Source organism: Streptomyces montanisoli (genome assembly GCF_017813245.1).
GTDB lineage: Bacteria > Actinomycetota > Actinomycetes > Streptomycetales > Streptomycetaceae > Streptomyces > Streptomyces montanisoli.
Map to the genome: position 1 here is coordinate 1 of NZ_JAGIQL010000175.1, position 12,065 is coordinate 12,065.

The following is a 12,065-nucleotide window of genomic DNA, read 5'->3' on the forward strand; positions in this document are numbered from 1 at the left end:
AGCACACCGGCACCGACCGTGGTGGGGGCGGGCGCGGCGGACGGCGGGCCCTGCGCGTCCTGTTCGCCGTGTCGGACTGGCCGGGCCACTGGTTCCCGATGGTGCCGCTCGGCTGGGCGCTGCGCGCTGCCGGGCACGACGTGCGCGTGGTGTGCGCGCCGTCGCAGACCGACCAGCTCACGCGCGCCGGGCTGACGCCCGTGCCCATCCTGGACGGCTGGGACATGACGTTCCAGGCCAGGCTGCAGAACTACCTCAACGCCCGCGACGGCCTGTGGCCGTTCGCCGAGCTGCCGCCGCACCCGCTCACCGGCGAACCGCTGGGCGACCTCGCGGAGTTCGACCTCGGCGGATGGTTCGAGGAGCACAACCCCGGGATCGTGGCGGCCGCGACCCGCAGCACCGACGCGGCGGTCGCGTTCGGCCGCGCCTGGCGGCCCGGCCTGCTGGTGCACGACCTGGTCTCCATCGAGGGCCTGCTGAACGCGCGGGTGCTCGGCGTGCCGTCCGCCGTGCACCTGTGGGGCGCCGTCGGCACGGACGAGAGCGAGCCGGGGCTCGACCTCGTGCCCGTCGACACGAGCAAGGCGTTCGACCGGTACGGCGTGGGCCAGGCCGGCTTCGAGAAGGTCACGCACGCGATCGACCCGACGCCCGGGCCCCTGGCCCCGCCGCTCGGCGCCGAGCGGCTGCCGCTGCGCGTGGTGCCGTACAACGGGCCGGGCTCGATGCCCGGCTGGACGATGGAGCGGCCTGCCCGACGCCGGGTGTGCGTCATCTGGGGCACGTCCGTCACACGCATGTACGGGCCCGTCACGTTCGCCGTGCCGAGGATCCTCGACGCGCTGGGCCGGCTCGACGTGGAGGTCGTCGTCGCGGTGACGGGCGAGGACCGCGCGCGCCTCGGCGAGGTCCCCGACGGGGTGCGGGTGCTCGAACGCGTCCCACTGCACCTGCTGCTGCCGAGCTGCGACCTCGTCGTGCACCACGCGGGCGCCGGCGTCGTGTCGACGTCGCTGGCCGCCGGGGTGCCGCAACTCGCCGTGCCCAACGGCCTCGACCAGTCGCTGATCGCCCGCCGTGTCACCGCGAGCGGCGCCGGTCTCGACATCCCCGGGCAGTTCGCCGACACCGACGCGATCGAGGCCGCCGCCGCCGAACTGCTCGGCTCCGGGACGTACCGGGCCGCCGCGCTCGCGCTGCGCGAGGAGAACGAGCGCAACCCGGCGCCGGCGGCCGTCGCGGCGACCCTCACCGCGCTGGCGGAGCGCCGCTGAACCGGGCGAACGGGCGGCTGGATCACGCGGCCACTTCGCCGCCACGCTCACGCGGCCGGATCACGCGAGGGCACGCGCCTCGATCACGCGGCCACATCGCGCGTCTCGATCACGCGCCCTGATCACGCGAGGGGCCGCACCCGCGCCGGGTGCGGCCCTCCGCCGTGCGGTGCCGTGCGGTGCCCACGCCGCGCCGCGTGCGCACCGGGCCGTCACGCCGCGGCCTCGCCGCGCAGCCGCGCGTACAGGGCCAGGCAGTCCTCGTAGCGCGCCAGCAGCCCGCGGTCGGCGGCCTGCGCCAGCGTGGGCGCCTGCTCGTCCTTCCCGGACATCAGCACCTTCCCGCCGGGCGAGACCGCCCGCTCCCAGGGCAGCGCGAGTTCCGCGTCGAAGGGCTGGATCTCGAACTGCGTGCCCGGCACGTACTGCGTCGAGCACAGGTAGCTGATGCAGGTGTCGTCCTCCATCGCCACGAACCCGTGCACCAGGCCCTCCGCCACGTACACGGCGGTCGCCTCGTGCGCGTCGAGCACGGTGGAGTCGTACACACCGAACGTCGGCGAGCCGAGCCGCAGGTCGACCACCACGTCGAGCAGCGAACCCCGCACGCACGTCACGTACTTGGCCTGCCCGGGCGGGATCGACACGCCGTGCAGCCCGCGCAGTGTGTCCCGCCTCGACACCGAGTAGTTGACCTGGGACGGCCGGAAGACGTGGCCGGTCGCCTCGGCGAGCGCGTCGTGGGCGTACGACTCGTGGAAGCTGCCGCGCGCGTCGCCCAGCAGACGCGGCGTGATGCGGTACGCGTCGGGTACGGCCATCTCTGTGATCCCCATGGGCCCGGGACTGTAGGCACCCGCGCTTGAGGGACGGTAGCGCCCTGACGCGCGGTCGTGCGCCCCGGCGGCCGACCGCGAGCCGCCCCGGCCGCACGGTCGCGGATCGACCCGTTCTCCAGCGCACGCCGCCACGCTCTGCGCCGTCGTCACACGGACAGAACCCAAGGAGGTGCGGACAGGTGTCGGAGAACGCCCCGTCCCACACGGCCGGCCCGGAGGCACAGGCAGCACCCACGTTCGCCGTCCTCGGGGCGACCGGCTTCGTCGGCCGCCACGTCTGCCGGGCACTCGGCGCCTCGGGCGCCCGGGTGATCGGCCTGTCGAGGAGCGGGACGAGCGTCCCGGGGACCACCACGTCCATGCGGGCCGACCTGGGCGAGCCGGCGGCCCCCGCACGGCTCGCCGCGCTCCTCGACGAGGAGGGCGTCGACGCCGTCGTGAACGCGGCGGGCGCCGTGTGGGGTGTGTCCGACGACCAGCTCCACGACGTCAACGTCGAGCTGACGCGCCGCCTCGTCGACGCGGTCGCCGCGACGGACCGCGCGCCGCGCCTCGTCCACCTCGGCTCCGTGCACGAGTACGGGCAGGTGCCGCACGGCGCCGGCATCACCGAGGACCGCACGCCGCGCCCGGTGAACCCGTACGGACGCTCAAAGCTGCTCGGTACCGAGGTCGTCCTGCGGGCGGCACGGCAGGGCCTCGTGGACGCCGTCGTCCTCAGGATCGTCAACGTGTACGGGCCGAACGCGCCGCGGGGCAGCCTGCTCGGCATGATCGCCCACCACCTGGCCGAGGTCGGGCGGTGCCGCCGGGCAGGCGCGCCGGAACCCGTGCTGCGCCTCGCGCCGCTGCGCGCGCACCGCGACTTCGTCGACGTGCGCGACGTGGCGGACGCCGTCGGCGCCGCCGCCCGTGCGCCGCTGCCGCCGGCCGGGCCCGCGGGCGACGGGCAGCGCCTGATCAACATCGGCCGTGGCACCGCGCTCGACGTGCGGCGGCTCGTCGACCGGCTCATCGAGCTCAGCGGCGTCGAGGCGTCCGTGGTCGAGGAGCGCTCGGACGACGGGCTGCGTGGCGACGTCGAGTGGCAGCAGGTCGACATAGCGCGCGCACGCGAACTCCTGCGCTGGCGGCCGCGCCGCGACCTCGACGAGTCGCTGCGCGACCTGCTCGCCTCGGCGTTCGCACCGGCGCCACCACCGGCCGCCGCCCCGGCGCCCGCCCTCGCACAGGCCCTCTCACCGGCGTTGGCACCGGCGCTCTGACGGGCGCGCCGCCACGGAAGAAAGGATCCGCCATGCGCGTCATGGTGATGACCGGCCCCGTGCCCACCCACCTCATGCCGCTGCTCCCGCAGGTGTGGGCGCTGCGCGGCGCCGGCCACCGGGTGCTGCTGGCCGCGCAGCCCGACCTCGCGGCCACCGCGCGTGCCGCGGGGCTCCCGATGGCCGTGATCGGCACCGAGCAGCGCGAGATCGCGGCCCGCCGCGCCCACCGGGCGGCGGGCGGACGGGACGCGGGCGGCGACACCCGCCAGGTGCCGCCCTACGAGGCGCTGGCCCGCAGGCTCCGCGACCGCATGGACGACGTGCTCGGCCCCGCGCTGCGCGTGGCGCGGGAGTGGCGGCCCGACCTGGTCCTCGCGGACCCGCTCGAGTACGCGTCCCTGGTCGTGGGCGGCGTGCTCGGCGTGCCCGTGGTGCACCACCGCTGGGGCGTCGACTCGCTCAGCAGCCGCGTCGGCCACGTGCGCGACGCCCTGCGCGAGACGTGCCTGGGCCACGGCCTCACCGGCGGGCTGCCCGCCCCCGCGCTCGTCCTCGACCCGTGCCCGCCGTCGCTCCAGGCACCCGGCGCGACCCCGGCGCGGCCCGTGCGGTTCGTGCCCGGCACCGGGAGCGGCCTGGTGCCGGACTGGGCGAGCCGCAAGACCGCGCGCAGGAGGATCTGCGTCACCCTGGGCCTGCGGACCGTGGCGCTCGAAGGCGCCGCCGTGCTCGCCCGGTTGCTGCAAGGGCTCGGGCGACTGCCGGACACGGAGACGGTCGTCACCGTCGACCCCGCCGACCGTGCCGAGCTCGGCCCGCTGCCGCGCTCAGTGCGTCTTGTGGACCCGGCGCCGCTCGACCTGTTCCTCACCACCTGCGACGCCGTCGTCCACCACGGCGGCAGCGGCACGGGCCTCGCCGCGATCGCGGCCGGCCTGCCGCAGCTCGTCGTGCCGCAGACGCCGTGGACCGCGGAGCACGGCGAGCGTGTCGAAGCGCTCGGCGCGGGGCTGCTCGCGCCGCAGAGCGCCGCGCCCGAGGACATCGCGGCCGCCGCGGGCGAACTGCTCGCCGATCCGCGCCACCGCGACGGCGCACGGCGGCTGCGCGAGGAGATGCGCGCGACGCCGAGCCCCGCGGAGACCGTGCCGGCACTCGTGCGGCTGGCCGGGCGCGAGCGCGGCACCGGTGCCGCACCACTTCGCGTCGAGGCGTCTTCCAGCGCCGCACTGCACCATCTGGCCGCACAGGGCGGCTGAAGACCGGGACATCGATCGAGGAGAAGGCGGACATGGCCGAGATGAGCGAACACAAGGCGCTGGTGCTCGACGAGGTGCGCAAGTACCACCAGGAGCAGGAGCAGTGGCGCGACGCGGGGTTCGTCCCCGGCACCACCGAGATATGGCCCTCGGGCGCGGTACTCGACGAGGACGACCGGGTGGCCCTCGTGACGGCCGCACTCGACCTGCGGATCGCGGCCGGTATGTCGTCGCGCAAGTTCGAGTCGGCGTTCGCGCGCCGCCTCAAGCGGCGCAAGGCGCACCTGACCAACTCGGGCTCGTCGGCGAACCTGCTGGCGCTCTCCGCGCTGACGTCGCCGCAGCTGGAGGACCGCAGGCTGCGTCCTGGCGACGAGGTCATCACGGTGGCGGCCGGCTTCCCCACCACCGTCAACCCGATCCTGCAGAACGGCCTCGTGCCGGTCTTCGTCGACGTCGACCTGCGGACGTACAACACCACCGCGGCGCGCGTCGAGGCGGCCATCGGCCCCAAGACCCGCGCGATCATCATCGCGCACGCGCTGGGCAACCCGTTCGAGGTGGCGGAGATCGCGCAACTCGCCGAGGACCACGACCTGTTCCTGATCGAGGACAACTGCGACGCCGTCGGCTCCACCTACGACGGCCGCCTCACCGGCTCCTTCGGCGACCTGACGACCGTCAGCTTCTACCCGGCCCACCACCTCACGATGGGCGAGGGCGGCTGCGTGCTGACGTCGAACCTGGCGCTCGCGCGGATCGTGGAGTCCATCCGCGACTGGGGCAGGGACTGCTGGTGCGAGCCGGGCGAGAGCAACAAGTGCCTCAAGCGGTTCACGTACCAGATGGGGACGCTGCCCGAGGGCTACGACCACAAGTACATCTTCTCGCACGTCGGCTACAACCTGAAGGCCACGGATCTCCAGGCGGCCCTCGGCCTCACCCAGCTCGCCAAGCTGGACTCCTTCATCGACGCGCGCCGCCGCAACTGGCGCCGGCTGCGCGACGGCCTGGACGGGGTGCCGTGGCTGATCCTGCCAGAGGCGACGCCGAACAGCGACCCGAGCTGGTTCGGGTTCGTGCTGACCGTCGACCCCGCGGCACCGTTCCTCCGCTCCGCGCTGGTGGACTTCCTGGAGAGCAGGAAGATCGGCACGAGGCGCCTGTTCGCGGGCAACCTGACCCGCCACCCCGCCTACATCGACGCCCCGCACCGGGTCGTCGGATCGCTGGAGAACAGCGACATCATCACCGAGCAGACCTTCTGGGTCGGTGTCTACCCGGGGCTCACCGACGAGATGCTCGACTACGTCGTCTCGTCCGTCCGCGAGTTCGTCGAGACCCACGGCTGAGGAGGCGGGACACCATGGAAGCGAGCACCGGCCTCGGTCTCGCGGGCCGCAGCGTCCTCGTGACCGGCGGCACCGGCGGGATCGGGCAGGCCATCGCCCGTGCCTACGCCGCGGCGGGGGCGCGGGTCGCGGTCACCTACCGCACCGGCAGGGAGGCCGCAGACAAGCTGGTGGCGGAGGTGGAGGCGGACGGGGGCCGTGGACTCGCCGTCCACTACGACCTGGAGGACACCGGCTCGCCGGCCCGCGCCGTGCGCGAGGTGGAGGAGCGCTGGGGCTCGCTCGACGTGCTCGTGGCGTGCGCGGTGCGCTGGGGTGTGCGCAGGGCCCCGGGCACCCGCTTCGAGGACGTGCCCGAGGAGGACTGGCTGCCGGTCGTCGACGGCAACCTGGCGCCCGCCGTCCGCACGGTGCAGTGCGCGGTGCGCTCCATGCGGGCGCGGGGCTGGGGGCGTGTCGTGCTGGTGTCGTCGCACAACGCCCTCGGCGGCAACAGGGGCCAGGAGTTCTACGGGGCGGCCAAGGCGGGGCTGCACGGCCTGGCACGCAGCCTGATGTGGGACGTCGGCGCCGACGGCGTGCTGGTCAACGTCGTGGCGCCCGGCCTGACGGTGACGCCCCGGCTGGCCGGCGGGCTGCCCGAGCCCGTGCGCGCGAGGGAGGTCGCGGCGACACCGACCGGCCGGCTCTGCACACCGGACGAGGTGGCGAGCGCGGTGCTGTTCCTCGGCTCCGCCGCCAACGGGAACATCACGGGCGAGGCGCTCACCGTCGCGGGCGGCCGCTGACCGGCCGGAACCCTTCGCACCCCATCACCCCACAGGACACTCGGAGTTCAAGGAGAGGTACCGCATGCTCTCGCACACCGCCACCGCGGAACACACCACGACCGCCCCGCGCGCCACCGCCCTGCGGCCGCGCGAGGACCCCGGCCTCGCGGACCGGTTCGCCCGCTCGGCCGCCACCACCGACGGCGCGCACCTGGGCCTCGACGAGTTCGCCGACTGGCTCGCCGCGCGCGGCAAGGCCAACACGTTCCGCGTCGAGCGGATCCCGTTCCACGAGCTCGACGGCTGGTCCTTCCAGCCCGGCACAGGCAACCTGGTGCACCGCAGCGGGCGCTTCTTCAGCGTCGAGGGGCTGCACGTGACCACCGACGAGGGCCCGCACCGCGAGTGGTACCAGCCCATCATCAAGCAGCCCGAGGTCGGCATACTCGGCATCCTCGTCAAGGAGTTCGGCGGCGTCCTGCACTTCCTGATGCAGGCCAAGATGGAGCCGGGCAACCCCAACCTGCTCCAGCTCTCGCCGACCGTGCAGGCGACCCGCAGCAACTACACGAAGGTCCACAAGGGCGCCGACGTGAAGTACATCGAGTACTTCAACGGCGCGGCGCGCGGACGCGTGCTCGCCGACGTGCTGCAGTCCGAGCACGGCTCGTGGTTCTACCACAAGAGCAACCGCAACATGATCGTCGAAGCCGTCGACGACGTGCCGCTCGAGGACGACTTCTGCTGGCTGACGCTCGGCCAGCTCGGGGACCTGCTGCACCGGGACAACGTCGTCAACATGGACTCCCGCACGGTACTCGCCTGCGTGCCCACCGGGGGAGCCGACCAGCCCTACGGCCTACTGGGCACGGCGGGGGACGGCGACGGCTTCGCGGCCTCGCTCGCCAGGTCGCGCAACCCGCTGGCCGGCGCGCTGCACACGGACGTCGAGGTGCTGTCGTGGTTCACGGCCCAGCGGTCGGGCTACGACGTGCGCGCCGAGCGCGTCCCGCTGGCGGGCCTGCCGCACTGGGTGCGCACCGAGCACGACATCCACCACGAACTCGGCAGGTTCTTCGACGTCGTCGCGGTGCGCGTGCAGGCGGGCAACCGCGAGGTCGGCAGCTGGACGCAGCCGCTCATCGCGCCGCGCACGCGCGGTGTGGCGGCCTTCCTGACCCGCCAGGTCGACGGCGTGCTGCACGTGCTCGTGCACGCCAAGGTGGAGGGCGGCTTCCTCGACACCCTCGAACTCGCGCCGACCGTCCAGTACGCGCCGGAGAACTACCAGGACTTCGGCCCGGGCGAGCGCCCCCCGTTCCTCGACTACGTGCTCGCGGCGCCGCGCGAGGCCATCCGCTACGAGGCCATCCACGCGGAGGAGGGCGGCCGGTTCCTGAACGCCGAGAACCGCTACGTCGTCCTCGAGGCGGGCGACGACGTGCCGCTCGACGTTCCGCCGGGCTACCGGTGGGTGACGGTGAGCCAGCTCGGCGACCTGATCAGGCACGGCCACTACGTCAACGTCCAGGCGCGCACGCTGCTGACCTGCCTCAACGCGATGGGCCAGGAGGCGCGATGACGGGCGCCCTGCGCGTCGGGGTGCTGGGCGGCGCGGACATCGCCAGGCGCCGCATGCTGCCCGCGCTCGCCGCCGACCCGGACGTCGAGCTGGTCGCCGTGGCGAGCCGGGACGCGGCGCGCGCCGCCGACCTCGCGCACCGCTTCGGCGGCCGCCCCGTCACCGGCTACGACGAGGTGCTCGCCGCCGGGGACGTGGACGCCGTGTACGTGCCGCTGCCCGCGGCCCTGCACGCCCCGTGGGTGCGGCGCGCGCTGATCGCGGGCAAGCACGTCCTGTCCGAGAAGCCGCTGACGACCGACGCCACCACCACGTCCGCCCTGCTGTCGCTGGCCCGCGTCCGCGGCCTCGCGCTGCTGGAGAACGTGCTGTTCGTGCACCACCCGCAGCACGCCGTCGCGCGGCAGCTGGTGGCGGACGGCGCGATCGGCGAACCGCGCGTGTTCAGCGCCTCGTTCGCCGTGCCGCCGAGGCCCGACGGCGACATCCGCTACCGGGCGGACCTCGGCGGCGGCGCGCTCCTCGACGTCGGCTACTACCCGGTGCGCGCCGCGCTCGAACTCCTCGGCCCCGGGCTCACGGTGGCGGGCGCGGTGCTCGACCGCTCCGAGGGCCGCAACGTGGACACCTCGGGCGCCGCGCTGCTGCGCGGCCCCGGCGGCGTCACCGCGCACCTCGCCTTCGGCATGGAGCACGCCTACCGCTCCCGCTACGAGGTCTGGGGGAGCGCCGGCCACCTCGTGGTCGAGCCCGCCTTCACCCCGCCCGCCGACCACAGGCCGCGGCTCGCGCTCTCGGGTCCCGGCGGGCAGCGCGAGGTGGTGCTCGGCGCGGACGACCAGGTCGCCGCGGCGGTGCGGGCGTTCGTGCGCGCCGCACGCGGCGGTCCCGTGGACGCGAGGACCGAGGCCCTGGCCGTGCGCCAGGCTGAACTGCTCGACGAGATACGCGCGGCCGCCGACCGCGTGGCAAGCCCCCTGTCAGGAGGACACGGATGACCGTCATCGAGGAAGAACGCACGCTGATCCCCGACGAGGCGGTGCTCGCGGCCGCCGTCCCGCAGCCGACCGGGCCGCCGTCCACCGCGGAGCGCGTCGCCGAACTGGCGGCGCTGCGCGAGCAGGTGCTGCGCGGCCCCAGCGCGAAGGCGACCGACGCGCAGCACGCCAAGGGCAAGCTGACGGCGCGCGAGCGCCTTGAACTCCTCTTCGACGAGGGCACGTTCACCGAGATCGAGGGATTGCGGCGGCACCGCGCCACCGGGTTCGGGCTCGAGGACCGCCGCCCGCACACCGACGGCGTGATCACGGGCTGGGGGCTCGTCGACGGCCGCCGCGTCTTCGCCTACGCGCACGACTTCCGCGTCTTCGGCGGCGCGCTCGGCGAGGCACACGCCCAGAAGATCCACAAGGTCATGGACCTGGCCGAGTCGACCGGCGCGCCGATCGTCGGCCTGTGCGACGGCGCCGGCGCCCGCATCCAGGAGGGCGTCACCGCCCTCGCCGGCTACGGCGGCATCTTCCAGCGCAATGTGCGCAGTTCGGGAGTGATCCCGCAGATCAGCGTGATGCTCGGGCCGTGCGCCGGCGGCGCGGCGTACTCGCCCGCCCTCACCGACTTCGTGTTCATGGTCCGCGACACGTCCCAGATGTTCATCACGGGACCCGACGTCGTGAAGGCGGTCACCGGCGAGGAGATCACCCAGAACGGCCTGGGCGGCGCCGACGTGCACGCGGCGGTGACCGGCGTCGCCGCGTTCGCCCACCAGGACGAGGCCGAGTGCTTCGAGGACGTGCGGCACCTGCTGTCGCTGCTGCCCTCCAACAACCGCGAGGTGCCGCCCGCCGAGCCCACCGGCGACCCCGTCGACCGGCGTGCCGAGGAGCTGTACGACCTGGTGCCCGCCGACCCGGGCCGCGCCTACGACATGCGGGCCGTCCTGACGGCGATCGCCGACGACGGCGACTGGTTCGAGGTGCACGAGCGGTGGGCGCCCAACGTGCTGTGCGCCCTGACACGGCTCGGCGGCCAGGTCGTGGGCGTGGTCGCCAACCAGCCCGCGAGCCTCGCGGGCGTCCTCGACATCCAGGCCTCGGAGAAGGCCGCACGGTTCGTGCAGATGTGCGACGCCTTCAACATCCCGCTCGTCACGCTGGTGGACGTGCCCGGCTTCCTGCCCGGCGTCGACCAGGAGCACGGCGGCGTGATCAGGCACGGCGCCAAGCTGCTGTACGCGTACTGCAACGCGACCGTCCCGCGCGTCCAGGTCATCCTGCGCAAGGCGTACGGCGGCGCCTACATCGTGATGGACTCCCGCTCGATCGGCGCGGACGTCTCCCTGGCCTGGCCCACCAACGAGATCGCCGTGATGGGCGCGGAGGGCGCGGCCAACGTCGTCTTCCGCCGGCAGATCGCCGCGTCCCCCGACCCGGAGCGCACCCGCGCCGAGCTCATCGAGTCCTACCGCGACGAGCTGATGCACCCGTACTACGCGGCCGAGCGCGGCCTCGTGGACGACGTCATCGACCCGGCCGACACCCGCGCGCGGCTCATCGGCGCGCTGGAGATGCTGCGCGCGAAGCACGCGCCGCTGCCGAGCCGCAAGCACGGGAACCAGCCCCAGTGAGCGCCGCGGCCGAGCCCCTCGTGCGCGTCGAACGCGGCGAGGCGAGCCCCGAGGAGCTGGCGGGGGTGATGGCCGTGCTGCTCGCGGTGCGCGCGGCCGCTGCTGCCGCCGCCGGGAACGCGGCGGACGCGGCCGCCCCGCCGGGGGAGAGCGCCGTCTCCTGGCCGCGCGGCGGCGCGGCCCCGTCGCCCGAGAGCTGGGCCAGCGGTCCTGGCCCCGCCTGGCAGCCACCGCTCTAGCCCCGCACGCGCCCGACACGTCACCCGACGAGAGCAGGAACACCATGAACACCGGCGTGAGACTCGACCAACCCCATCCCATCGTGCGCCGGCGCGAAGTCCGCGTCTTCGGCAACGACTTCGGCCGCCTGTTCAACGACGAGGTCAGCTCCGCGGCGGGCGCCACCGGCCGCCAGCTGCGCTGGAGCCCGGCGCAGAGCGGCGTCGTGGTGATCCCGCGGCACGGGCCGCTGGTCGCCCTGATGCCCGTCTACCGCTACGCCGTGGGCGAGGTGTCCCTGGAGTTCCCCCGCGGCATGTGCCTGGAGGGCGAGCCCTTCGAGGCCGCCGCGGCACGGGAGTTGCGCGAGGAGACGGGTCTGCGGGCGACCGCGCTGCGCCGCCTCGGCACCATCCACGCGGACACCGGGATGATCGACGACACGGTCGGCGTGCTCGTCGCCGAGGTCGACCCCGACCAGGCCGTCGAGGGCACCCCCGAGCCCCTGGAGTCGCACGCCCCGCCGCAGTGGTTCCCCTTCGACGGCCTCGGCGCCACGCTCGCCGGCGGCGGCGTCCACTGCGCGCTCACCCTGGCGGCACTGGCGCTCTTCGACGCGTCGGTCGCCGACGCGGGAGCGCTCGACGTCAGCGAGATGGCGGCCGGGGTCGCATGACCGCGGCTCCGCCGAGGCGGGCCCGCGCGGGCGGCGGGGCGGGGCCCCGCCGGCGGGCCAGGGGCGCGTCTGCGGCGGTGGGGCGGACTAGGAGGACTGCGGGGTCCGCATCCAGCGCTCCAGGCCTGGCGCGTCGAGCGGCAGCGCGCCGGACAGGACGTCCGAGCCGTCGGCGGTGACGAGGACGTCGTCCTCGA

At 74.5% G+C, this 12,065-nt stretch carries 11 protein-coding genes; 10 read left to right on the forward strand and 1 reads right to left on the reverse strand.

Features of this window, described 5'->3' with window-relative positions:
- Positions 1-1,277: nucleotide disphospho-sugar-binding domain-containing protein (locus tag JFN87_RS28080; RefSeq protein ID WP_245182105.1), on the forward strand; the 1,277-nt coding region annotated here is incomplete at its 5' end.
- Positions 1,278-1,489: 212 nt separating this feature from the next.
- On the opposite strand, the gene JFN87_RS28085 is transcribed toward JFN87_RS28080, so the two are convergent.
- On the reverse strand, positions 1,490-2,113 hold the full coding sequence (locus JFN87_RS28085; RefSeq protein ID WP_209344441.1) for a dTDP-4-dehydrorhamnose 3,5-epimerase family protein: 624 nt from the start codon (positions 2,111-2,113) through the stop codon (positions 1,490-1,492).
- A gap of 182 nt (positions 2,114-2,295) precedes the next feature.
- Here JFN87_RS28085 and JFN87_RS28090 point away from each other — a divergent pair, with 182 nt between their 5' ends.
- From JFN87_RS28090 to JFN87_RS28130, 9 genes are all read left to right on the forward strand, one after another.
- Complete coding sequence (locus tag JFN87_RS28090; protein ID WP_209344443.1) at positions 2,296-3,381, forward strand: NAD-dependent epimerase/dehydratase family protein; 1,086 nt, start codon at positions 2,296-2,298, stop codon at positions 3,379-3,381.
- Positions 3,382-3,413: 32 nt separating this feature from the next.
- On the forward strand, positions 3,414-4,643 hold the full coding sequence (locus JFN87_RS28095; RefSeq protein WP_209344461.1) for a nucleotide disphospho-sugar-binding domain-containing protein: 1,230 nt from the start codon (positions 3,414-3,416) through the stop codon (positions 4,641-4,643).
- A gap of 41 nt (positions 4,644-4,684) precedes the next feature.
- Complete coding sequence (rfbH, locus tag JFN87_RS28100; protein ID WP_209344478.1) at positions 4,685-5,995, forward strand: lipopolysaccharide biosynthesis protein RfbH; 1,311 nt, start codon at positions 4,685-4,687, stop codon at positions 5,993-5,995.
- Positions 5,996-6,009: 14 nt separating this feature from the next.
- Positions 6,010-6,783, forward strand: a complete 774-nt coding sequence (locus JFN87_RS28105) for an SDR family NAD(P)-dependent oxidoreductase (RefSeq protein ID WP_209344463.1) — start codon at positions 6,010-6,012, stop codon at positions 6,781-6,783.
- 64 nt (positions 6,784-6,847) lie between these two features.
- Positions 6,848-8,347 (forward strand): NDP-hexose 2,3-dehydratase family protein, encoded by a 1,500-nt coding sequence (locus tag JFN87_RS28110; protein WP_209344465.1) that lies wholly within the window; start codon positions 6,848-6,850, stop codon positions 8,345-8,347.
- On the forward strand, positions 8,344-9,345 hold the full coding sequence (locus JFN87_RS28115; protein ID WP_209344468.1) for a Gfo/Idh/MocA family protein: 1,002 nt from the start codon (positions 8,344-8,346) through the stop codon (positions 9,343-9,345). The genes JFN87_RS28110 and JFN87_RS28115 overlap by 4 nt, the downstream gene beginning before the upstream one ends.
- Positions 9,342-10,973, forward strand: a complete 1,632-nt coding sequence (locus tag JFN87_RS28120) for an acyl-CoA carboxylase subunit beta (RefSeq protein WP_209344470.1) — start codon at positions 9,342-9,344, stop codon at positions 10,971-10,973. Before JFN87_RS28115 ends, JFN87_RS28120 begins: the two co-directional genes overlap by 4 nt.
- Positions 10,970-11,212, forward strand: coding sequence for an acyl-CoA carboxylase epsilon subunit (locus JFN87_RS28125; RefSeq protein ID WP_209344472.1), 243 nt, complete (start codon positions 10,970-10,972; stop codon positions 11,210-11,212). The genes JFN87_RS28120 and JFN87_RS28125 overlap by 4 nt, the downstream gene beginning before the upstream one ends.
- A 44-nt stretch (positions 11,213-11,256) precedes the next feature.
- The gene (locus tag JFN87_RS28130) at positions 11,257-11,868 is read left to right on the forward strand and encodes an NUDIX hydrolase (protein WP_209344474.1); all 612 of its coding nucleotides are present in this window, start codon (positions 11,257-11,259) and stop codon (positions 11,866-11,868) included.
- Positions 11,869-12,065: the final 197 nt, after the last annotated feature.

What these genes read in the sequence shown, in the direction of transcription:
- JFN87_RS28095 (WP_209344461.1), top strand. Translation starts at nt 3,414, where the DNA reads ATGCGCGTCATGGTGATGACCGGCCCCGTGCCCACCCACCTCATGCCG.
- JFN87_RS28115 (WP_209344468.1), top strand. Translation starts at nt 8,344, where the DNA reads ATGACGGGCGCCCTGCGCGTCGGGGTGCTGGGCGGCGCGGACATCGCC.
- JFN87_RS28085 (WP_209344441.1), bottom strand. Translation starts at nt 2,113, where the DNA reads ATGGGGATCACAGAGATGGCCGTACCCGACGCGTACCGCATCACGCCG.
- JFN87_RS28105 (WP_209344463.1), top strand. Translation starts at nt 6,010, where the DNA reads ATGGAAGCGAGCACCGGCCTCGGTCTCGCGGGCCGCAGCGTCCTCGTG.
- JFN87_RS28130 (WP_209344474.1), top strand. Translation starts at nt 11,257, where the DNA reads ATGAACACCGGCGTGAGACTCGACCAACCCCATCCCATCGTGCGCCGG.
- rfbH (WP_209344478.1), top strand. Translation starts at nt 4,685, where the DNA reads ATGAGCGAACACAAGGCGCTGGTGCTCGACGAGGTGCGCAAGTACCAC.
- JFN87_RS28110 (WP_209344465.1), top strand. Translation starts at nt 6,848, where the DNA reads ATGCTCTCGCACACCGCCACCGCGGAACACACCACGACCGCCCCGCGC.
- JFN87_RS28120 (WP_209344470.1), top strand. Translation starts at nt 9,342, where the DNA reads ATGACCGTCATCGAGGAAGAACGCACGCTGATCCCCGACGAGGCGGTG.